Origin of the sequence: Streptosporangium roseum DSM 43021, assembly GCF_000024865.1 — a bacterium.
Lineage (GTDB): Bacteria > Actinomycetota > Actinomycetes > Streptosporangiales > Streptosporangiaceae > Streptosporangium > Streptosporangium roseum.
This window is the reverse complement of the sequence record NC_013595.1, coordinates 1,771,713-1,793,412: the sequence shown is the minus strand read 5'-3', so window position 1 is coordinate 1,793,412 and position 21,700 is coordinate 1,771,713. Positions and strand designations below refer to the sequence as shown.

The 21,700-nt window shown below is 69.5% G+C and carries 22 protein-coding genes; 2 read left to right on the top strand and 20 right to left on the bottom strand.

The features are described from left to right. Positions 1 to 59: 59 nt before the first annotated feature. Positions 60 to 1,121 carry an ABC transporter ATP-binding protein gene (locus SROS_RS08065; RefSeq protein ID WP_012888413.1) on the bottom strand — a complete coding sequence of 354 codons (1,062 nt, stop codon included), beginning with the start codon at positions 1,119 to 1,121 and terminating at the stop codon, positions 60 to 62. A 95-nt stretch (positions 1,122 to 1,216) separates the two neighbouring features. Continuing rightward, positions 1,217 to 4,372, bottom strand: a complete 3,156-nt coding sequence (locus SROS_RS08060; RefSeq protein WP_012888412.1) for a S41 family peptidase — start codon at positions 4,370 to 4,372, stop codon at positions 1,217 to 1,219. A gap of 66 nt (positions 4,373 to 4,438) precedes the next feature. Here SROS_RS08060 and SROS_RS08055 point away from each other — a divergent pair, with 66 nt between their 5' ends. Together SROS_RS08055 and SROS_RS08050 are read left to right on the top strand one after the other, a co-directional pair. Beyond that, the gene (locus SROS_RS08055) at positions 4,439 to 5,029 is read left to right on the top strand and encodes a cob(I)yrinic acid a,c-diamide adenosyltransferase (protein ID WP_012888411.1); all 591 of its coding nucleotides are present in this window, start codon (positions 4,439 to 4,441) and stop codon (positions 5,027 to 5,029) included. Positions 5,030 to 5,083: 54 nt separating this feature from the next. Continuing rightward, positions 5,084 to 5,614: a flavoprotein gene (locus SROS_RS08050; protein WP_245564585.1), complete on the top strand. Its 531-nt coding sequence runs from the start codon at positions 5,084 to 5,086 to the stop codon at positions 5,612 to 5,614. A 159-nt stretch (positions 5,615 to 5,773) separates the two neighbouring features. On the opposite strand, the gene SROS_RS08045 is transcribed toward SROS_RS08050, so the two are convergent. The 18 genes from SROS_RS08045 to prfA form a co-directional block, all read right to left on the bottom strand. Next, entirely contained in the window at positions 5,774 to 6,184 is a 411-nt protein-coding gene (locus SROS_RS08045) for a DUF2550 domain-containing protein (RefSeq protein WP_012888409.1), read from the bottom strand. Between the two features lie 42 nt (positions 6,185 to 6,226). After that, positions 6,227 to 6,634 (bottom strand): F0F1 ATP synthase subunit epsilon, encoded by a 408-nt coding sequence (locus tag SROS_RS08040; protein ID WP_012888408.1) that lies wholly within the window; start codon positions 6,632 to 6,634, stop codon positions 6,227 to 6,229. Between the two features lie 65 nt (positions 6,635 to 6,699). Then, the gene (atpD, locus tag SROS_RS08035) at positions 6,700 to 8,127 is read right to left on the bottom strand and encodes a F0F1 ATP synthase subunit beta (protein WP_012888407.1); all 1,428 of its coding nucleotides are present in this window, start codon (positions 8,125 to 8,127) and stop codon (positions 6,700 to 6,702) included. Between the two features lies 1 nt (position 8,128). After that, positions 8,129 to 9,028 carry a F0F1 ATP synthase subunit gamma gene (locus SROS_RS08030; RefSeq protein ID WP_012888406.1) on the bottom strand — a complete coding sequence of 300 codons (900 nt, stop codon included), beginning with the start codon at positions 9,026 to 9,028 and terminating at the stop codon, positions 8,129 to 8,131. A 3-nt stretch (positions 9,029 to 9,031) separates the two neighbouring features. Beyond that, a complete protein-coding gene (gene atpA, locus SROS_RS08025; protein WP_012888405.1) occupies positions 9,032 to 10,681 on the bottom strand; it encodes a F0F1 ATP synthase subunit alpha in 1,650 nt (549 codons plus the stop codon). A gap of 23 nt (positions 10,682 to 10,704) precedes the next feature. After that, positions 10,705 to 11,517 carry a F0F1 ATP synthase subunit delta gene (locus SROS_RS08020; RefSeq protein ID WP_012888404.1) on the bottom strand — a complete coding sequence of 271 codons (813 nt, stop codon included), beginning with the start codon at positions 11,515 to 11,517 and terminating at the stop codon, positions 10,705 to 10,707. Continuing rightward, positions 11,517 to 12,065 (bottom strand): F0F1 ATP synthase subunit B, encoded by a 549-nt coding sequence (locus SROS_RS08015; RefSeq protein WP_012888403.1) that lies wholly within the window; start codon positions 12,063 to 12,065, stop codon positions 11,517 to 11,519. Before SROS_RS08015 ends, SROS_RS08020 begins: the two co-directional genes overlap by 1 nt. 31 nt (positions 12,066 to 12,096) lie before the next feature. Next, positions 12,097 to 12,330 carry an ATP synthase F0 subunit C gene (atpE, locus tag SROS_RS08010; RefSeq protein ID WP_012888402.1) on the bottom strand — a complete coding sequence of 78 codons (234 nt, stop codon included), beginning with the start codon at positions 12,328 to 12,330 and terminating at the stop codon, positions 12,097 to 12,099. 64 nt (positions 12,331 to 12,394) lie between these two features. Beyond that, positions 12,395 to 13,186: a F0F1 ATP synthase subunit A gene (gene atpB, locus SROS_RS08005; RefSeq protein ID WP_012888401.1), complete on the bottom strand. Its 792-nt coding sequence runs from the start codon at positions 13,184 to 13,186 to the stop codon at positions 12,395 to 12,397. Between the two features lie 67 nt (positions 13,187 to 13,253). Further along, the gene (locus SROS_RS08000) at positions 13,254 to 13,469 is read right to left on the bottom strand and encodes an AtpZ/AtpI family protein (protein ID WP_043655021.1); all 216 of its coding nucleotides are present in this window, start codon (positions 13,467 to 13,469) and stop codon (positions 13,254 to 13,256) included. An 88-nt stretch (positions 13,470 to 13,557) separates the two neighbouring features. Next, on the bottom strand, positions 13,558 to 13,974 hold the full coding sequence (locus tag SROS_RS07995) for a Cg1360 family ATP-synthase-associated protein (RefSeq protein WP_012888399.1): 417 nt from the start codon (positions 13,972 to 13,974) through the stop codon (positions 13,558 to 13,560). A 152-nt stretch (positions 13,975 to 14,126) separates the two neighbouring features. Further along, positions 14,127 to 15,422, bottom strand: coding sequence for a glycosyltransferase family 4 protein (locus SROS_RS07990; protein ID WP_081453058.1), 1,296 nt, complete (start codon positions 15,420 to 15,422; stop codon positions 14,127 to 14,129). Positions 15,423 to 15,479: 57 nt separating this feature from the next. Further along, positions 15,480 to 16,745 carry a serine hydroxymethyltransferase gene (locus SROS_RS07985; protein WP_012888397.1) on the bottom strand — a complete coding sequence of 422 codons (1,266 nt, stop codon included), beginning with the start codon at positions 16,743 to 16,745 and terminating at the stop codon, positions 15,480 to 15,482. Between the two features lie 77 nt (positions 16,746 to 16,822). Beyond that, positions 16,823 to 17,203, bottom strand: a complete 381-nt coding sequence (locus SROS_RS07980; RefSeq protein WP_012888396.1) for a hypothetical protein — start codon at positions 17,201 to 17,203, stop codon at positions 16,823 to 16,825. A gap of 16 nt (positions 17,204 to 17,219) precedes the next feature. After that, positions 17,220 to 18,704: a hypothetical protein gene (locus tag SROS_RS07975; protein ID WP_012888395.1), complete on the bottom strand. Its 1,485-nt coding sequence runs from the start codon at positions 18,702 to 18,704 to the stop codon at positions 17,220 to 17,222. Between the two features lie 108 nt (positions 18,705 to 18,812). Then, positions 18,813 to 19,478: an L-threonylcarbamoyladenylate synthase gene (locus SROS_RS07970; protein WP_012888394.1), complete on the bottom strand. Its 666-nt coding sequence runs from the start codon at positions 19,476 to 19,478 to the stop codon at positions 18,813 to 18,815. Positions 19,479 to 19,721: 243 nt separating this feature from the next. Further along, complete coding sequence (gene prmC, locus SROS_RS07965) at positions 19,722 to 20,576, bottom strand: peptide chain release factor N(5)-glutamine methyltransferase (protein WP_012888393.1); 855 nt, start codon at positions 20,574 to 20,576, stop codon at positions 19,722 to 19,724. A gap of 9 nt (positions 20,577 to 20,585) precedes the next feature. Further along, entirely contained in the window at positions 20,586 to 21,638 is a 1,053-nt protein-coding gene (gene prfA, locus SROS_RS07960) for a peptide chain release factor 1 (protein WP_012888392.1), read from the bottom strand. Between the last annotated feature and the right edge of the window lie 62 nt (positions 21,639 to 21,700).

The window sequence follows — 21,700 nt, the reverse complement described above, 5'->3', positions numbered from 1 at the left end:
CTCCGTCCACCCCATGGCCACGCACTCCCCGCCGGCGGTCGCACCGGCTCCGCTCCGCCTCATCGCCGCTCTCCCACCACGCGCATGAAGGCGTCCTCAAGGGTCCCCCGGCGTACGGCGAGCCGCTCCAGGACCTCGCCGCGCTCGTCGGCCCAGGCCAGCAGTGGCCGGAGCGCGGCGTGCGCGCGGGTCCCCGGCTGTCCGCCGGTGAGGGTGTAGGCGACCTCGGTGCCGCCGTCGGCATAGGTCAGCGTGGGGATGACGCCGTCCGGGGCGGGCAGGTCGCCGAAGGACCAGGCGGTGCCGGGGAGCCGGAAGGCGATGGTGTCGCCGGAGCCGGCCACCACCTCCTCGACCGTCCCGTAGGTGTGGATGAGGCCCTCATGCATGATGGCCAGCCTGCTGGCGAGGCGCTCGGCCTCCTCCAGGTAGTGCGTGGTGAGCAGCACCGTGGTGCCGCCGGCCCGCAGGTCCTCGATCACCTGCCAGGTGGTACGGCGGGCCTCGGGGTCCATCCCGGTGGTCGGCTCGTCCAGGAAGAGCACCTCCGGCCGCGAGAGCACCGCGAGCGCGAGGTCGAGCCTGCGCTTCTGGCCGCCGGAGAGCTGCCGGACCTTGGTCCTGGCCTTGCTCTCCAGTCCGACCAGCTCCAGCGCCCCCATGGTCGCCCGGTCCACGCCCCGGACCCGGCCGAAGAGGCTGAGGCTCCCGGACAGCTCGGTGCTGCCGGCCATCGTGACCGGGCGGCCGGCGTCCTCGCTCAGCCCCTTCCACAGGTCCACAGTCTCGGCCACGGTGAGGTCGCCGAGGAAGCCCCCCTCCTGCAGCATGATCCCGACGCGGGGCCGCAGCTCGCGGTGCTGCCTGACCGGATCGAGGCCGAGCACCCGGACCGTGCCGTCGGTGGCGGGGGTGAAGCCCTCCAGGACCTCCATCGTGGTGGTCTTGCCCGCGCCGTTGGTGCCGAGCAGGGCGAACAGCTCGCCCTTCGGGACGGTGAAGGAGATCCCGCGTACGGCCTCGAAGTCGCCGTACTTCTGCCGGAGACCGCCGACCTCGATCACGTTCCCGAGGCCGGCGGTTCCGGTGCCGGTCGCGTCCGCAAGCTGTGGTGTTCTCATGCGGACAATCCTCGCCTTACGGCGTTTTAGGAGGTAGACACCGATATCACCGGCATCCCACGGATCTTTCAGCTCTGTGGGATGACAAATGTCACCTACGGGCGGGGCGGCAGCGCCGGGCGGCGGCGGGAGGGGCGGGTGGCGGGGTCGGGCGGGGACGCCGCGGGCCGCTCGTCGAGGGCGGCCAGCGCGAGCCGTACCGCCTCCTCAAGCTGCGGGTCCCGGCCGGCCGCCCAGTCATCGGGGGTGATGTCCACCTCGACGTCCGGGTCGACGCCGTAGTTCTCCACGCCCCAGCCGAGCCCCTCGAACCAGAACGAGTACCGGGGCACCGTGATGTGCGACCCGTCGACCAGGCGGTGACCCCCCTCGATGCCGATGACGCCACCCCAGGTGCGGGTGCCGACCACCGGCCCGAGCTTGTGGATCTTGAAAGCGGCGGTGACGATGTCGCCGTCGGATCCGGCGTCCTGGTCGGTGACCGCGACCAGCGGACCGCGCGGAGCGTCCTCGGGGTAGGTGATCGGCGTCATGCCCCGGGGCAGGTCCCAGGCGATGACCCGGCGGATCAGCTTCTCGATGACGAGTTCGGAGGTGTGGCCGCCCCGGTTGCCCCGGACGTCCACGACGAGCGCCTCGAAGGTCATCTCCCTGCGCAGGTCGCGGTGGAACTGCGCCCACCCCTCGGCGACCATGTCCGGGATGTGCAGGTAGCCGACACGGCCGTCACCGAGACCTCGGACATGCGCCCGGCGCCCGGCCACCCAGTCCTGGTAGCGCAGGCGCCGATCGTCGCGGAGCGGCGTGACGACCACCCTCCGCCCGCCGCCCAGGGTCAGCTCGACCGCCTTGTCCGCCGCGCCGACCAGCAGCGAGGCGGGGCCCTGCGGCGGCACCGGGCGGCCGTCGACCGCCAGCAGCGTCTCCCCCTGCTGGATCCCCGCTCCGGGCACGGCCAGCGGTGAGCGGGCGTGCACGTCGGAGGACTCGCCGGGCAGCACCCGGTCCACCTGCCAGCGGCCGTCGCCGTTCCAGGACAGGTCGGCGCCGAGCAGGCCGACCGAGTCGGAGGCGGGGTGCCCCCAGGGGGCGGCGTCGACGTAGGCGTGCGAGCTGCCCAGCTCCCCGAGCACCTCCCAGAGCAGGTCGGCGAAGTCGTCGGCGGTCGCGACGCGCTCCACCAGCGGCCGGTACTCCTCCAGCACGGCGTCCCACTCGACGTCCGCCATGTCCTCGACCCAGAAGTCGGCCCGCATCCGGCGGCCCATCTGGCTGTAGGCGTGCCGCCGCTGGGCCTGCGGGTCGGCGGTGACGCGGATCCGCGACAGGTCGACCGTCGCGTCGTCCCCGCCGTTCTTGCCGGTCACCGGGCGGACGGTGAGCGCGCCCTTGTCACGGACGACGAGCTGGGTGCCGTCCCCGCTCACCCAGTACCGGTCGAGCTTGTCGACCACTTCCTCGCACTTGCGCTTGACCAGGTCGTAACGGTCCAGCGCGGGCTGGGGCGGCTCGCCCCCCACCTGGTCGCGGTCCTCGCCGAGCTCCCCGGCCAGCGGCTCGCGCAGCCAGACGAACCCGCCCTTGACCGCGCGGAGCGCCGAGTAGCGCCCCTCGGGCACCGGCACCTGCACGACCCGGGCGGCGATACCGTCCAGGTCGACGGTCATCGCGGCGTCGTCCTTGCGCTTCTTCTTGTCGTCGTCATCGGGTTCGCCGACGGCCCGGCCGTCGGAGCTGGGCGCGAACGGCGACGGGGTCGCCGCGGCCAGCGGTACCAGGTAGGGGCGGTAGCCGAACGGGAAGGACATGTCGAAGGAGTGCGCGTCGTAGACCGGGTCGAAGCCGCGCCGGGACAGGAACGCCAGATAGTCCCCGGCGAATGCGGGCGAGACGTCCACGAACCGGCCGTCGGTGACGTCGGTGACGACCCGGTCCATCACCCTGGCCAGCCGGATCCGGCGCAGCGGCGTGGCCTCCGGGTGCGACCAGGCCAGCCAGGCGGAGTCGGGGGACCAGGCCAGTCCCTCGATCTCACCGTTGGCGGTGGCGAGCTCGGTGACCTCACCGGAGGCCACGTCCACCAGGAGCAGCCGCCCGTCCCTGGCGGCCACCGCGATCGCGTTCCCGTCGGGTGCGACGGCCAGGTCACCGACCTCGCCGAGCTTGCCCGCGGCGATCCTGCGGCTCTCCCCGCCACTGGCCGGCCCGATCTCCAGGCCCTGCCGCTCCCCGTCGTCGAAGACCCACACCACCCGGTCCGTACCGAGGATGCGGGGTTTCCCCGCCGACAGGCCGGTGCTGAGCTGCCGCGCCGGGCCGTCCCGGTGGGTGATCCAGTGCACCGAGCCCTGGATCTCCACCGCGCTGGCCCGCCCGGTCGCGTCCACGGCCAGATCGTGCAGCCTGCGGCCCGCGTTGACCTGGTACGGCTGCCGCCCCCGCAGCGGGGAGCCGAGCGTGACGTCGAGCTTGCGGGTCTCGGCGTCAAGGTCGTCCAGCAGGTAGAGGTCACCGGCGTTCTGGTAGACGATCCGGGTCCCGTCGGTGGTGGCGTGCCGGGCGTAGAAGACATCGTGGTCGGTGTGCCGGCGCAGACCGGTGCCGTCCAGCGCGCAGGAGTAGAGGTTGCCGACCCCCTCGTGGTCGGAGAGGAAGACCAGGCGCCCGCCGACGAGCATGGGGCTGGCGAAGTGGCCGTTCACCTCCGCCAGGAGCCGGGTGAAGTCGCCACCCGCCCGCTGGACCCAGAGGCGCCCCGCCGTACCGCCCCGGTAGCGCTTCCAGGTGCCCGGATCCCGGGCGAGGGAGGCCGTGAGCAGCGCCACCGCGTCGCCGGTGACCGACAGATCGGTGACGGGGCCGTACGGCAGCCGCTCGACCCGGCCGTCGCCCAGGGCGTAGGCCCAGCTCCGCGAGGCGAACGGCTGGCCGGTCGCGCTGATCGCGAGGACCCTGCCGTCCGGCGTCCAGCCGCGCGTGCGGGTCCGGCGGTCGCCCCAGTAGGTCAGCCGCTCGGCGGAGCCGGACTCCAGGTCGGCCAGGAACACCTCCGGGGCACCGTCGCGGACGCTGGTCCAGGCGACCTTCGTGGCGTCCGGGGACAGGTGGGGGTGGCCGGCGGGCGCGCGGTCAGAGGAGAGACGCCAGGCCCGTCCTCCGGCCGCGGGAGCCGCCCAGACGTCGTCGTCTGCGACGAACGTCAGCGTCTCGCGGGAGATGTGAGGGAATCGCAGGTAAAAACCAGAAGCCATCGGTAAATCATATTGTCCGCTATCGGGGCAATCTTAATAATTTTACTGACCGATACGCTGGGCCACATGACGAGAGCTGACAGGGACGAGCCGGTGGTGCTCTCCAAGATCTACACGCGGACCGGTGACGACGGCACGACCGCGCTCGGCGACATGAGCCGCACCCGCAAGTCCGACCCCCGCCTGGCCGCGTACGCGGACGTGGAGGAGGCCAACGCAGCGATCGGCGTGGCCCTGGCCATGGGCTCCCTCGACGAGGACATCTCCGCGGTCCTCGTCCGGATCCAGAACGAGCTGTTCGACGTGGGCGCCGACCTGTGCACCCCGGTGGTGGAGGCCCCCGAGTTCCCGCCGCTGCGCGTCGAGCCCTCCTACATCGAGTGGCTGGAGGCGCGGTGCGACGAGTTCAACGGGCGGCTCAAGCCGCTGCGCAGCTTCATCCTGCCGGGCGGCACCCCGGCCGTCGCCCAGCTCCACGTGGCCAGGACGGTGACCCGGCGGGCCGAACGGACCACCTGGTCGGCCCTGGAGGCGCACGACGACGTCAACCCGCTGACCGCGAAGTACCTCAACCGGCTGAGCGACCTGATGTTCATCCTCTGCCGGGTCGCCGCCCACGGCGACGAGATCCTCTGGAAGCCCGGCGGCACCCGCTAGCCCGGGAGACTCCCCCACACAGACGCGAGGCCTCACATGCTCGACGGAAAACCGGTGCTGTACGTGATCGCGTGCGGCGGTCGTCCCGCGGGCGAGCTGGCCGGCTTCGTGACGCACGCACAGGCCGGAGGCTGGACGGTGTGCGTGGTCACGACGCCGTCGGGGACGAAGTTCATCGACGCCGCCCGGCTCGCCGAACTTACCGGCCACCCGGTCAGGAGCGACTACAAGCGGCCGGAGGAGCCCGACGTCCTGCCGCCCGCCGACGCCATGGCGGTCGTCCCCGCGACGTTCAACACGACCAACAAGTGGGCGGCGGGCATCAGCGACACCTTGGCCCTCGGCCTGCTCAACGAGGCCCTCGGCCTCGGGCTGCCTATCGTGTCCGTCCCCTGGCCGAACGCGGCCCTGGCGCGCCACCCCGCTTTCGCCGGCAGCGTCGCCGCTCTGCGGGAGTGGGGGGTGAGGGTCATCCTCGATCTCGACCGGCTTCCCGCTCCGGACTCCGTCGCCCCGGAGTCCGGCGTGTTCCCCTGGGACGACCTCCGCGAGGAGCTGGACGACGTCCGCCGCTCCCTGAAGTGACCCGCCGGGCGTGCGGGGCCCGGCGGCTCGACGGGCCCCGCGGTACCCCGTCTTCACCGACGGGCCCGCGTGGGTGTTCCCGGCCAGGGCGGAGCTCACCGGGCGGCGGCGTCCGGCCGGGCGGTCCGCCGGCCGCGCGGAACGGGCGTCCGGGGAAGGTCAGGAGACGTCGAGGTAGGCGCCGGGCGGGGCGGACTCCAGCCAGGCGACGAACCCCGTGAGGGCGCGGTATCCCATGGCGAGCTCGAAAGCGCTCTGCCCGTTCCGGCACTCCAGTGCCGTCATGCCCTCGATGAACCCGTAGAACTCACCGGACCCGAGCTTGCGGCGCCCGGAAACCACAAGGCCGCGCCTCACGATCACGTGGCGCGGCCTTGGAAGCAGACCTATGAGTGGGATCCAGTTGAGCTGGCCGTCGGCGTAGCGGGCTACCCCCACACGCCAGCCCCGCTCCCCCGGCATCGGGCGCAGGCAACACAGCACCGAGCCCCGGGAGCGGGTCAGGATCAGCACGCGGGAGGCAAGGAGGGCGACGAGAAGCGCCACCACGATGAGTACGTCCAGCACCATGCCTGCCGCCCCCAAAAAAGCCGTACCGCTCAGAAGCAGAATTTATCCGACTTCCTCGCCGGCCGCGCGCAACCGGGCCCTGGCACGCTTGGCCGCGACAGCGGCGTCCGCGTCCTCCTGGTTGGCCTCGATCGAGGCCTGCGCACGCTGAAGCGCGTCCTTCGCCGCGGCGACGTCGACCTCGGAGCCGAGCTCGGCCATTTCGGCCAGGATCGACACCTCGTCGTCGGCCACCGAGAGGAACCCTCCGTGGACCGCGGCGATGAGGTCGCTCTCGCCACCTCCACGCTTGACCGTCAGCACGCCGCCCTCGACGAGAACACCGAGCACGGGCGCATGCTTAGGCATGATACCGATCTCGCCGTCGATGGTCTTGGCAATCACCATGTCGGCCTCGCCGGACCAGATCTCACGCTCCGGCGAGACAACGCCTACTCGCAGCTTCGCCACGTTCTCTCCAGTTCCTTTCGAACCAGGCACCGGTACGGCTCACGCCGTACCGGTGCCGAAGGCGACTAGCGGGCGAGGCCCTTGGCCTTGGCGATGGCCTGCTCGATGCCACCGACCATGAAGAACGCCTGCTCGGGCAGGTGGTCGTACTCGCCGGCGCACAGACCCTTGAACGAGGCGATCGTCTCGTCCAGCGGCACGAACTCGCCCGGCTGGCCGGTGAACGCCTCGGCGGCGTACATCGGGTGGGAGAGGAAGCGCTCGATACGGCGGGCCCGCTGGACGGTGACCTTGTCCTCTTCGGACAGCTCGTCGATACCGAGGATCGCGATGATGTCCTGCAGTTCCTTGTACTTCTGCAGGATCCGCTTGGTCTCCTGGGCGACACGGTAGTGCTCCTCGCCCAGGATGAGCGGGTCGAGGATCCGCGAGGTGGAGTCGAGCGGGTCCACCGCGGGGTAGATGCCCTTCTCCGAGATCGGCCGGGACAGAACGGTCTGCGCGTCGAGGTGCGCGAACGCGTTGTGCGGGGCCGGGTCGGTGATGTCGTCCGCGGGGACGTAGATCGCCTGCATCGAGGTGATCGAGTGACCACGGGTCGAGGTGATGCGCTCCTGGAGGACACCCATCTCGTCGGCCAGGGTCGGCTGGTAACCCACCGCGGACGGCATGCGGCCGAGCAGGGTGGAGACCTCGGAACCGGCCTGGGTGAACCGGAAGATGTTGTCGATGAACAGAAGCACGTCCTGCTTCTGCACGTCACGGAAGTACTCCGCCATGGTGAGGGCGGAGAGCGCGACGCGCAGACGCGTGCCCGGCGGCTCGTCCATCTGGCCGAAGACGAGCGCGGTGTCCTTGAGGACGCCGGCCTCGTCCATCTCCAGCCAGAGGTCGTTGCCCTCACGGGTGCGCTCGCCGACGCCCGCGAACACCGAGGTGCCCGAGAACTTCAGCGCGACCCGGCGGATCATCTCCTGGATCAGAACGGTCTTGCCGACGCCGGCGCCACCGAACAGACCGATCTTTCCACCCTTGACGTACGGGGTGAGCAGGTCGATGACCTTGATGCCGGTGGGCAGCATCTCGGTGCGCGACTCAAGGGTGTCGAAGGCGGGCGACGGGCGGTGGATGCCCCAGCGCTCCTCGATCTTGAGCGACGCGGTCGGCACGTCCAGCGACTCGCCGAGGGTGCTCCACACGTGCCCCTTGACGACGTCGCCGACCGGGACGGAGATGGCGGCGCCGCTGTCGGTCACCGCCGCACCGCGGGTCAGGCCGTCGGTGGGCTGCATGGAGATGGCGCGGACCAGGTTGTCACCCAGGTGCTGGGCGACCTCCAGGGTCAGGGTCTTGGTCTCCTCGCCGAGGGTGACGTCGACCGTCAGCGCGTTGTAGATATCGGGCATCGCCTCGACGGGGAACTCCACGTCGACGACGGGACCGGTGACCCGCGCGACGCGGCCCACGCCGGTCTCAACAGTCTGTGCAGTCATTTCACTCTTTCCCCGCTGCGGCGTCAGCCAGCGCGTTCGCGCCACCGACGATCTCGCTGATTTCCTGGGTGATCTCGGCCTGGCGAGCCTGGTTCATCTGCATGGTGAACACGCGGATCAGCTCGTTGGCGTTGTCGGTCGCCGACTTCATGGCCCGGCGGCGCGAAGCGTGCTCCGAGGCCGCCGACTGGAGCAGCGCGCTGAAGATGCGCGACTCCACATAGCGCGGCAGCAGTGAGTCGAGCACGGCGCCGGCGCTGGGCTCGAACTCGAAGTACGGCAGCGGCGTGTCCGGCTTCTCGGAGGTCTCCTCGACCTCCAGCGGCAGGATGCGCTTTACCGTGACCTCTTGCGTGAGCATGGACACGAACTCGGTGGAGACGATGTGGATCTCATCCACGCCGTCCTCGGCCGAGAACGTCTGGATCAGCGTGTCCGCGATCTCCTTGGCGTTGGAGTAGGAGGGGCTGTCGGAGAACCCGTCCCACTGCCCGCCCATCTCACGGCCACGGAACGTGTGCCAGGTGATGCCCTTGCGGCCCACCACGAAGGGGACGGGCTCGATGCCCTTGCCCTTGAGCAGGGAGCCGAGGGCCTCGGCCTCACGCAGGATGTTCGCGTTGAAGCCGCCGCAGAACCCGCGGTCGCTGGTGACGATGAGCACGGCCGCCTTGGTGGGCTGCTCCTTGGCCACGGTCAGCGGGTGGTCGACGCTGCTGGTGTTGCTGACGACGCCCGTGACGGCGCGAGTGATCTCGCGCTCGTACGGCACGGCCGCCTGCATCCGCTGCTGCGCCTTCACGATGCGCGACGAAGCGATGAGCTCCTGGGCGCGCGTGATCTTCGCCGTGGACTTGACCGACTTGATCCGCCGCCGCAGCAGTCTTAGCTGGGCACCCATCGGCTACTTCTTCTCAGCCGTACGGACGTGCTTGGTGATCTTCTCCTGGCCGACCTCGCCGGCGGCGAGCGCCGCGACCGGCTCCTCGTTGACCAGCAGCTCGCCCGAAGAGGTCTCGAAGGACTTCTTGAACTCGGTGATGGCGTCCTTGAGAGCGGTGACCGTGTCGTCCGCCAGGTCCTTCGTCTCGCGGATGCTGTCGAAGATGCCCTTGTTCTCGCGCGAGATGTAGTCGTGGAAGTCCGCCTCGAAGCGGCGGATGTCCTCGACCGGGACGTCGTCGAGCTCGCCGGTGGTGCCCGCCCAGACCGACACGACCTGCTTCTCGACCGGGAGCGGGCTGTACTGGGCCTGCTTGAGCAGCTCGACCAGGCGCTGGCCGCGCTCCAGCTGGGCACGGGAGGCCGCGTCCAGGTCGGAGGCGAAGGAGGCGAAGGCCTCCAGGTCACGGAACTGCGACAGCGACAGGCGCAGCGTGCCGGCGACCTTCCGCATGGCCTTGACCTGCGCGGAGCCACCGACTCGGGAGACGGAGACACCGACGTTGATGGCCGGACGCACACCCGAGTTGAACAGGTCGGTCTCGAGGAAGCACTGGCCGTCGGTGATGGAGATGACGTTGGTCGGGATGAACGCCGAGACGTCGTTGCCCTTCGTCTCGATGATCGGCAGACCGGTCATCGAGCCCGAGCCCATGTCCTTGGAGAGCTTCGCACAGCGCTCCAGGAGACGGGAGTGCAAGTAGAAGACGTCGCCGGGGAAGGCCTCACGGCCCGGCGGGCGGCGCAGCAGCAGCGAGACGGCGCGGTAGGCGTCGGCCTGCTTGGTCAGGTCGTCGAAGACGATGAGGACGTGCTTGCCCTGGTACATCCAGTGCTGGCCGATGGCCGAACCGGTATAGGGGGCGAGGTACTTGTAACCGGCCGGGTCGGACGCCGGGGCGGCGACGATGGTGGTGTACTCCATCGCGCCCGCCTCCTCAAGGCGGCCCTTGACCTGGGCGATCGTGGAACCCTTCTGGCCGACCGCGACGTAGACGCAGCGGACCTGCTTGTCGGGGTCGCCGGAGAGCCAGTTCTCCCGCTGGTTGAGGATGGTGTCCACGGCGATGGCGGTCTTGCCGGTGCCACGGTCACCGATGATCAGCTGGCGCTGGCCGCGGCCGATCGGCGTCATGGCGTCGACCGCCTTGAGACCGGTCTGCAGCGGCTCCTTCACCGGCTGGCGCTGGACCACGGACGGGGCCTGGAGCTCAAGGGCGCGCAGGCCCTCGGACTCGATGGCGCCCTTGCCGTCCATCGGAACGCCCAGCGGGTCGACCACACGGCCGAGGAAGGCGTCGCCGACCGGCACGGACAGGACCTCGCCCGTCCGGCGGACCGACTGGCCCTCTTCGATCTTGCTGAAGTCGCCCAGAACAACGACACCGATCTCCCGGACGTCCAGGTTCAGTGCCAGGCCACGCGTGCCGTCCTCGAACTCAAGCAGCTCGTTCGCCATCGCCGAGGGAAGGCCGGAGACATGGGCGATACCGTCGCCGCAGTCGACGACGGTCCCGATCTCCTCGCGCGCGGCGCCTTCCGGCTCGTACGCCTGGACGAAGCGCTCAAGCGCGTCCCGGATCTCGTCCGGCCGGATCGTAAGCTCCGCCATCTCTCTTCAGTCTCCCTATTCGCCTAGCCGGCCAACCGGCGGCGGACTTCTTCGATTCGTCCCGCGATGGTGGTGTCGATGAGGTCGTCCCCGATGTGAACCGAGAACCCTCCGAGCACTCGCGGATCCACCTCGACGTTCAGATGAACGTCGCGGCCATACGAGGTGCGCAGCCACGTGGCGAGACGCCGCTTCTGCTCCTCGGAGAGCTCGACAGCGCTGCGCACCACCGCGACGAGACGCTGTCGCTGGGCGGCGACCAGGTAGCCGAACTCCTCCAGTCCTCTGTCCAGGCTACGTCCTCGCGGATGGACCACGAGCTGCGAGATCAGACGGAGGGTGGTGGGGGCGACCTTGCCGGCGAGCAGGGAGCCGAGCAGCTCCTGCTTGGCCTGCGCGGGGACGCCGGGGGCGGTCAGGGTCCGGTACAGCTCCAGGTCCGAGGCGACGATGCGCCCGAACCGGAACAGCTCGTCCTCGACGTCGTCGAGCCTGCTCGCCGCCTCGGCCTCGGCCGCGGCGGCGATCACGCCGAGACGTTCGAGCACGTCGGCCAGGTCGCCCGAGCGCGCCCACTTGGCGGAGACGGCCGCGATGACCGTCTCCAGTGCGGCACCGCTGACCTTGCCCTCCAGCAGGACCCGTACGGCTTGCGCCTTCTGGGCCGCCGGGCGGGCGGGGTCGGACAGGTTGCGGCGGAGCCCGTGCTCACGGTCGAACAGGTCGGCGACCGCGAAGAGCTCGTCGGCCAGCGAGCCGAGGTCCGCGCTTCCCGCCACGGCGTTGAAGCGCTCTTCGACCTCGGCCAGCGAAGCCCTGCTCAGACCTCTCAGCATCAGCGGACCGCCGCGCTGCTCGACTCGAGCTCCTCAAGGAACCGGTCGACGGTGCGGCGCTGACGCGCCTCGTCCTCCAGGGACTCACCGACGATGCGGCTGGCCAGATCGGTCGACAGACGGCCGATCTCGGAGCGGAGCTGGGCGAACGCCTGCTGGCGGTCGGCCTCGATCTGGGTGTGCGCGGCCTCGACGAGACGACGGGCCTCGGCCTGCGCCTCCTCGCGGAGCTCGGCCTTGATCTGAGCACCCTGCTCGCGAGCCTCTTCACGCAGGCGCGAAGCCTCGTGACGAGCCTCGGCGAGCTGCTCCTTGTACTGCTTGAGCAGCGCCTGGGCCTCGGCCTGCGCGTCCTGTGCCTTCTGGATCCCGCCTTCGATGGCCTCGGTCCGCTCGACCAGGGTCTTCTGGATGCGCGGGGTGAGGATCTTACCGACGACGACGAGGACGACGAGGAACGCGAAGACGCCGACGACCAGCTCGTAGGTGTGTGGGATGAGGGGGTTGCCCCCCTCCTCCGCTGCCAGGAGTGAAGCTGCCTGAATCATGTGTGCAGCCTTCCGTCAGGTTTGTTGCGTCTTAGCGGAACATGAACGGCGCGACGAGGCCGATCAGGGCCAGGGCCTCGGTCAGAACGAAGCCGAGCAGCATGTTCTGGCGGATCAGGCCGTAGGCCTCAGGCTGGCGGGCGATCGCCTGCACACCCTGACCGAAGATGATGCCGACGCCGATGCCGGGGCCGATGGCGGCGAGACCGTAGCCGATCGAGCCGAGAGCGTTGAGGGAGCCGGTGACCTCAGCGAGGACGGACATTCCTGTATTCCTTTACGGTCGGCCGGTGGGACGTCCCACCGGTCTGGACTATTCGAGGTTGGTCTTAGTGCTCGGCGTGGAGCGAGTTGCCGATGTACATCGCGGCGAGCATGGAGAAGAGGAACGCCTGCAGGAACTGGATGAACATCTCGAAGCCGGTCATGGCGATCGTCATGAGGACGCCGACCACGCCGAGCGGGGCACCCAGCGGCGTGAGCTTCTCGAAGAGGAACCAGAAGCCGACCATGCTGAAGAACGCGAGGATGATGTGGCCGGCGAACATGTTGGCGAACAGTCGGACCGCGTGGGTGAAGGGCGCGATGATCATGTTCGAGAGGAACTCGATCGGGGCCAGCAGCACGTAGATCGGCTTGGGCAACCCCGGCGGGAACATCATGTTCTTGAAATAACCGACCGGTCCCTGGTGCTTGACACCCAGGTAGACCTTGAGGACGTAGATGCTGAGCGCAAGCACGATCGGGAAGGCGATGTGCGAGGCCACGGGGAACTGCAGGACGGGGACGACCCCCATCAGGTTCCAGATCCAGACCAGGAAGAAGATGCTGAGCAGCAGGCCCATCCACCGGTCGGCGTCCTTGCCGAGGAACGGCCGGGCGACCTGGTCGCGGACGAACATGTAGCCCATCTCGGCGACGTTCTGGACGCCCCGGGGCACGATCTTCGGATTTGCGAATGCGGACCAGCAGAAGACCACGACGATGAGCGTGCTCAGAAGCGCCAGCAGCACGGGCTTCGTGAACCAGTCGACGCCTGGAATGATCGGGGGGAGGTCGAAGAGTTCGAGGCCCGGAGGCGTGAACTCGTCCCCGGAAGCGAGGAGCGTCAGCGTGCTCACGCGGCGTTCCCTTCAGCGTGGTAGTGGATCGAAATGGCTTCGTCAGCGAAGCGACCGCCGCCGAAGGCTAGCGACCGTACTTCCGGTAGACCAGGTAGACGGCGAGAGAGACTCCGAGGATCAATCCGATCGGGGTGAAAGCGATCACGCCCGTCCATTTGGACAGCAACCATCCGGCACCGCCGTACAGAATCATCCCGGAGAGGAGATAGCTGGGGATCGACCAAGCGGCGCTGGCAAAGTCGCGGCCGTCGTCCTCGGGCCGGATTTTCTTCTCGCTCATCGCGGGCATGACGATAGCAGCCGCGGTGAGGACTAGTCATATCGGGCCCGGTCACACACGCGAGCGAGATACTACGCCTCATCGGGTATCACCCGGACCCGGGGGTCTTGCCATCGGGGTCGACATAGAGCATTTTGAGCTTCATGAACCCGCGCATCTCGCCGATGGTCCAGGCGACGGTGCACACGACGGCACCCCAGCCGAACGCCTTGGGCTCGAACGCGGTGGCGTTCTCGAACGCCTTCAACAGGGCCATGACTATGAGAATTTTCACCGCGTAGGTCACGACCGCGGCGGTCATCATCGCCATCGGCGAGACTCGGCCGGCGTAGGAGATCGCGACGATGCCGAGGGTGAAGAAGACACAGACGACCAGTGCCCCGATCGCCGCGCCCAGCGCCCCCTTGCCTCCGGCCACGAGGGCGGCGACGACGACCACGACAAGCCCCACCAGCAGCGTGGGTATCGCAGCCCCCTTCAGGAGGCGCACGTCGTTGGCCTGCATCGGCACTCCAAGTAACTGTTATCAAGCGAGCGATTGCTACCTTGCAGGGCTCATCCTGTTGAGCGGCTGCTAGTGAAAGCTATCACAAGCTCACAGAAGAGCGCCTTTACCTGCCGTTTCAAGTAAACGATCAAGAGGTTTCCGGCAGGTGTTCAGCGCGGCGTCTCAGGGGCTGAGAAACCCGGACTGGGAGCGGTAAGTGACAGGTCAGGGAGCACGGAGAGCACCGCCGTGTCGTCGTCGGCCGCCACCGACCGGGGGCCGGGCGTCTCCGGCGGGAGTGGTCGGCTCTGCCCCTGGACCGGCCCTCCGCCGGGGCGGACGTGACGCCCGCCGGCGCCGGCACCGCCGCCCCCGCTCTTGCGCGCGCGCCAGCTCGGCAGCGCCATCATCACCAGCACGCCCACGGCCAGCAGCACGGTGAGCGGGAACAGCACGAGCGGGACGCCCTCGACGGACATCGCCACGACCGTGAAGGCGAACAGGAACGTCCAGGTGTACATGATCAGCACGCTGCGCCGGTGCGAGTGACCGATGTCCAGCAGCCGGTGGTGCAGATGTCCCCGGTCGGGGGAGAACGGCGACAGGCCGTTGGAGGTGCGCCGGATCACCGCCATGATCAGGTCGAGCAGCGGCAGCACCAGGATGGCGACCGGCACCAGCATCGGCAGGATCACCGGGAAGCGGTTGATGCTGGTCGAGTCGAGGGGCGTGATGGTGATCATCGTGGACGCGAGGACCAGGCCGATCAGCATCGCCCCGGTGTCACCCATGAAGATCTTCGCCGGGTGGAAGTTGTGCGGCAGGAAGCCCAGGCACATGCCGATGAGCACCGAGGCGATCGCCGCCGTGACGTTGATGCTGGTGTCGCCGTAGTCCTTGGACAGCACGATGGAGTAGGTCCAGGTGGCCATGGCGGCGATGCCGACGATCCCGCCCGCCAGGCCGTCCAGCCCGTCGACGAAGTTCACCGCGTTGATCATGACGACCACGACCAGGATCGTGAGCAGTGGACTCAGCGTGGAGTCGAGGATGATCTGACCGCCCAGCGCGGTGGGGAACGGGAGCCACGGCAGGCTGACGTCGAAGGCGACGAGGACACCCGCGGCGCCGACCTGCCCGGCGAGTTTGATGAGGGCGTCCATCCCCCACCAGTCGTCCAGGAAGCCGGTGAGGGTGATCAGGCCACCCGCCGCGATCAGCGCGATCACGGTCTTGCCCTCGGCCAGCCTGCCCCCGGCGTAGGGTAACTGGCTGGCGATCAGCAGGCCGGCGACGAGCCCCCCGTACATCGCCAGACCGCCGAGTCTGGGCGTCGGGGTGGTGTGCACGTCACGGTCACGGACCTCTGGCATCGCACCGATGCGGATGGCGAACACGCGGACCAGCGGGACCAGGAGGTAGGTCACCGCTGCCGCCACCAGCGCCATGAGTAGATATTCGCGCACGGACCTAGTTTCGCGGATAGTCCGGCCAGCTGTGACCGGAAAACGACACAGAACAGCTCATAGTTCGCTGGGATATATCTGATGGATCTCCGTGAGGGCCGCCACCCGCGCCCTGGTCTCTCCCACTGCGTCAGGGTTACGGATGACCTGTGCCACCAGCGAGGCCACCTCTTTCATCTGCTCGGCCCCCATCCCCTGCGTCGTGACACAGGGGGTTCCCACCCGTATCCCGGACGTCACCGTGGGCGGCTCGGGGTCGTAGGGGATGGTGTTGCGGTTCAGTGTGATCCCTGCGGCGGTGCACCGCTGCTCGGCCACCGCACCGGTGACCCCGACGTCGCGCAGGTCGATCAGGGCCAGATGGCTGTCGGTGCCCCCGGAGACGGGCCGCATCCCCTCGGCGGCCAGCGCGTCGGCCAGCACCTGGGCGTTGGCCACCACCTGGCGCGCGTAGTCGGCGAACTCCGGCCGGAGCGCCTCACCGAACGCCACCGCCTTGGCCGCCACCGCGTGCATGAGCGGGCCTCCCTGGACGAACGGGAAGACCGCCCGGTCGATCCGGGCCGCCAGCTCCCGCGTGCACATGATCCCGCCGCCTCTCGGACCGCGCAGCGCCTTGTGCGTGGTGAAGGTGACCACGTCGGCGTACGGCACGGCGGACGGCAGGGCGCCTCCGGCCATCAGGCCGACGGTGTGGGCGACGTCGGCCAGCAGCCAGGCGCCGACCTCGTCCGCGATCCCCCGGAAGGCGGCGAAGTCGATCTCACGCGGGTAGGCCGTGGCACCACAAATGATCATCTTGGGCTGGTGCCGCAGCGCCAGCTCCCTGACCTCGTCGTAGTCGATCAGCTCGGTGTCCCTGCGCACGCCGTACGCGACGACGTCGAACCACCGGCCGGAGAAGTTGACCTTGGAACCGTGGGTGAGGTGGCCGCCGTGTGACAGCTCCATGGCCAGCACCGTGTCGCCCGGCTGGAGCAGCGCGGCGTAGGCCGCCAGGTTCGCCGAGGCGCCCGAGTGCGGCTGGACGTTGACGTGGTCGGCGCCGAACAGCCGCCTGGCCCGGTCGATCGCGAGCCGCTCGGCCCGGTCGACGACCTCGCAGCCGGCGTAGTAGCGCCTGCCGGGATACCCCTCGGCGTACTTGTTGGTGAGCGTCGATCCGAGCGCGGCGAGCACCGCCGGCGAGGCGAAGTTCTCGCTGGCGATGAGCTGGAGGCCACCGCGGAGCCGATCGAGCTCGTCGAGGAGGACCTGCGCGACCTCTGGGTCCTGCCTGTGCAGGAGCCCGAAGTCGGGCCCGTAGTACGGCTCTGCGCCCATGGCTCACACCCCAGGGATGACGACTCACCCCACTGTAAGCCCGGGCGCCCCTGTTTTCCGAAGTCAGGGGCGCGCCGTCACGAGAATGCGTGCGGAGCGCCGGCGTTGGCGGGCACCCATCTCGGGGTGTCGGCCGCCTGGTCGCTGATCGAGGTGAGGATCGCCTGGCGGTAGAGGCCGAGGCGGGTGCGCCACTCGGCCATCTCCTCCACGTAACGCCCCGAGACCGGGGCGTCCCAGACGTCCCTGCTCCTGGCCAGCTGGTAGGCCTTGTCCAGGGTGGAGGTCAGGGTGTCGAGCGTGGGGAGCACCTGCCGCCACATCGTGACCAGCCGCTGGTAGTCGGGGTTGAACTCCCACGCGATCGTCCCGTCCGGGGACGGCAGGCCGGGAGCCGCCGAGGCGGGCGGGGTCTCCCCCGGCTGTAGCGGCTGCGGTGCGGGTGGATCCACGAACATCACAGACTCCTCACGCTCACTGCCCGCCCACCCGTCCGCCGCCGGGCGGCGGGATCGGCTGCAGCGGGTCTCCCGGATCCACATCGCCCGCCGAGCCGTCGGGCCCGACGTCCATGGGCGCCCACGCGCCCTCACCCCACGTCTCGCCGTCGGGAACCTGCACGCCGGGCATGTCCAGCGGCTCGATGTCGCGAGCGTTGTCGGCGAGCGTCCTGAGCGCGTCGGCGCTCGGCGGATCCGCCTGGACCGAGACCACGTCGGTGCCGTCGGACGCCCACCGCGCCGCCGACTCGCCCACCGCTGTCTCGGCGGGCGGCGTCTCCGCGCTCCCGGGCGCGTTCCCCGCCGACTGGGTGCCGCTCTCCCCGCCCGTGCCCGGCGGTTGGACCCTCTGCTCGGGATCGGGCTCCACCGTGTCGGGGACGGAGATGTCGGAGTCGGTCCACGGCGGCGCCGGAGTCGGGTCGACCCGGTCGGGCTGCGCGCCGGTGGTATCGGAGGCGCCCTCGACGCCGGGCATCTCCAGCGGCGGGATGTCCTCGATGTTCTTCAGCAGCTCGGCGACCTCCGCCGCCGTGGGCGAGTCGAGCGGGACCTGGAGCACCTGCACCCCGTCCACCGCCACGACCCTCGGCTTCATGTCACCCCGCTGGTCGACGTCGTCGGGGTGGTCCTTGCCCGCGGTGTCCGGGAGGTCGACACCGGAGACACCGCCCCCGTCCCTGGGCGAGCGCTCGTCGCCCTTGGAACCGGTCTCCCCCTTGGAGCCGGTGTCATCGACACCCTCCACCCGAGGAGGCGCCTCGGAAACCGAACCCCCATCACGCGGAGACGTCTCGTCAGCCTTGGAGCCGGTGTCCGGCTTGGCGTCCGGAGCGGTGTCGTTGACGTTCGCCGTCCGCGGGTCGTGGACGGTCACCTTGTGGGAATCGGGGTCGCCCCGGGGCGCCTCGGAGGTGGGCTCCCCCTTACGCGGAGACGTCTCGTCGCCCTTGGAACCGGTCTCCCCCTTGGAGCCGGAATCGGTGTCCTTCTTGGACTCGGGCTTCGGGTCGTCCTTGGAACCGCTGTCCGGGGACTGGTCCCGTGACGGGGGAGCCTCGTCGCCCTTGGGCACGGCGGGCTTCAGATCCTCGACCTTCGGCCTCTCCGGCTTCGGCTCGGACTTACCGTCCGCCCCGGAATCCGGCTTCGGCTCGGACTTACCGTCCGCCCCGGAATCCGCGATCTTCGGCTCTCCGGCCTTCGGCTCGGCCAGAGGCGCCGACTCCTGCCTGATCCTCTTCTCCAGCAGTGCCACGCGGGCGGAGACGTCGCGGACCATCACCTCGCACGCGTCGGCGATCTGCGACGGACGGTGGGTGGACTGCGAGGAGAGACCCGCCCCGCTCATCAGCCGGGTGACCTGGCCCTCGACGGCCCGCATCTGCTTGGACGCCTGATTGACCTCGGACAGCAGATCACGGACCAGCTTGGGGTCCATTCCGTCGAACTTACCCATGGACGTCTCCCGGAAGTGTCGGCGGACTTCACGGTACCGGGGAGACAGCCTCGCGTCACGAGGATAATCAGACAGCATGGATCACGGCATAAGCCGTGGATCCGCTGGTCAGTCGTCGGACTCCGGACCCGCGTCCGTCGCCACGTAGCCGATCACCCCGCGCAGCTTCTCCACCGAGACGGCCCCGCGGCGCAGGAGCCGGGGAACCGCCGTGGTCAGGTCGAGGATCGTGGACGGGGTGTCGTCGGCGCACGGCCCGCCGTCGAGATAGACGGCGACCGAGTCACCGAGCTGCTTCTCCGCGTCGGCCGCCGTGATGGCGGCGGGGGCCCCGGAGCGGTTGGCGCTGGAGACGGCCATCGGGCCGGTCTCCTTGAGCAGCTCCAGAGCGACCGAGTGCAGGGGCATCCGGATCGCGACGGTGCCCTTGCTGTCGCCCAGGTCCCATGACAGCGACCGGTTGGCGCGGCAGATCAGCGTGAGGGGACCGGGCCAGAAGGAGTCGACGAGATCCTGGCCGTAAGGACCGAGGTTCTCCACGAGGGCGTTGGCGGCGCGCACGGTGCCGACCAGCACGGGCACCGGCATGTCCCGGCCGCGCCCCTTGGCCTCCAGCAGGGAGGTGACGGCGGACGGCGTGAAAGCGTCGGCGCCGATGCCGTAGACGGTGTCGGTCGGGAGCACCACAAGCTCGCCCCGCCGTACGGCTGACGCCGCGTCGGTCAGGCCGGCGGCTCGCTGCTCGGCATCCGTGCATTCATAACGTCGGCTCACTTTGCCTCCTCGCCTAGCGGCTCGTCATCAGTGAGCCAAAGCTACTGTGTCCATCGGCTCGCTCGCTGCGCTCACTCACGTGCCTCCTCGCCCAGCGACCCGCCATCAGTGAGCCAAAGCTACTGTGTCCACCGGCTCGCTCGCTGCGCTCACTCACGTGCCTCCTCGCCCAGCGACCCGCCACCAGCGAGCCAAAGCTACTGTGCCCACCGGCTCGCTCGCACCGCGCCAACGCGTTCCTGCCTATTCCTGGCCGAAACGGGCGGTGACGAAGCGGTCCCTGCGGGTGAGGTCCTGGCGGCTGCGGACGTCGCGCCAGCCGTTGTCCTCGGAGAAGATCAGATAGACCGGGGTGCCCTGCTCGTCGGCGTGTTCCACGGCGACGAAGCCGCCCGGACGCAGCAGCCGCCTGGCGGTCCGCTCCACCGCCCTGACCTCGTCGAGACCGTCGCTGCCGGAGCCGTACAGCGCCCGGTGCGGGTCGTAGTCACGCACCTCGGGATCGCGGGGGATCGCCCCCGGCGGGATGTAGGGCGGATTCGAGATGACCAGGTCCACCTGGCCGTTCAGCTCGGACAGGGCGTCGGCCAGGTCCTCCGGGTGCAGGTGGACCCGGCCCTGGCCGTGCTCCAGGATGTTGCGCTTGGCCCAGCGGTAGGCGTCCGGGTCGACCTCGACCGCGTGCACCGTGGCCAGCGCGATCTCCTGGGCGATGGACAGCGCGATGGCGCCGGAGCCGGTGCCGAGGTCCACGACCACCGGGGAGGCGACGTCCATCTCCCGCAGCCGCTCGATGGCCCACCCGGCCACGACCTCGGTCTCCGGGCGCGGCACGAACACGCCGGGCCCGACCTCCAGGGACAGGTAGCGGAAGTAGGCGCGCCCGGTGATGTGCTGGAGTGGTTCGCGGGCCTCACGCCGCGCGACCCCCTCCCAGAACAGCGCGTCGAAGTCCGCGTCCGTCACGTTGTGCAGCTCACTGCGCCGGACACCGTGGACATATGCGGCGATCTCCTCGGCGTCGGTGCGTGGCGACGGCACACCTGCCTCGGCGAGCCGGGCGGTGGCGAGGGCGATCTCGTCCAGCAGAAAGGTCATGGGCGCGTTCTATGAGTGGGCGGCGAGCTTCTCCGCCATCTCGGCGTCAAGCAGGGACTGGATGACGGCCGTGAGGTCACCGTCCAGAACCTGATCAAGGTTGTAGGCCTTGAAGCCGACACGGTGGTCGGAGATGCGGTTCTCGGGGAAGTTGTAGGTGCGGATCCGCTCGGAGCGGTCGACCGTCCGGATCTGGGACTTGCGCTCGGCCATCGCGGCGGCGTTGGCCTCCTCCTCGGCGATGGCCTGCAGGCGTGCCCGCAGGATGCGCATGGCCGACTCCTTGTTCTGGAGCTGGCTCTTCTCGTTCTGGCAGGAGGCGACCACGCCGGTCGGGATGTGCGTGATCCGCACGGCGGAGTCGGTGGTGTTGACGCTCTGGCCGCCGGGGCCGCTGGAGCGGTAGACGTCGATGCGCAGGTCGTTCGGGTCGACCTGGACGTCGACCTCCTCGGCCTCCGGATAGACCAGGACGCCCGCGGCGCTGGTGTGGATACGGCCCTGCGACTCGGTGACCGGCACCCGCTGAACGCGGTGCACGCCGCCCTCGAACTTCAGCCTCGACCAGACGCCTTCGTCGCCCCTGGCCTTCAGCGCGACCGTGACGTCCTTGTAGCCGCCCAGGTCGGAGTGGGTGGCGTCGATGAGCTCGGTCTTCCAGCCGACCCGCTCGGCGTACCGCAGATACATCCGCAGGAGGTCACCGGCGAACAGCGCCGACTCCTCACCGCCCTCGCCCGCCTTGATCTCCATGATGATGTCCTTGTCATCGTTGGGATCACGCGGGATGAGCAGGTGCCTGAGCTTGTCCTCCAGCTCGGGGACGCGTCCTTCGAGCTCCTTGGCCTCCTCGGCGAAGGCCTCGTCCTCGGACGCCAGCTCCCTGGCCGTGTCCAGGTCGTTCTGGACGCCTTCGAGCTCCCGATAGGTGGTGATGATCGGGGTCAGCTCGGCGTAGCGCCTGCCGAAGGTACGCGCCTGTGCCGGGTGGGCGTGCACGGTGGGGTCGGCGAGCTTGAGTTCCAGCTCGGCGTACTCACTGAGCAGCTCGTCGAGATTCACCGTGCGTCCTTCCTGAAAAACCGTCGAAGCCTGCCTCATCACCACGAACGCCGACCCGGGCG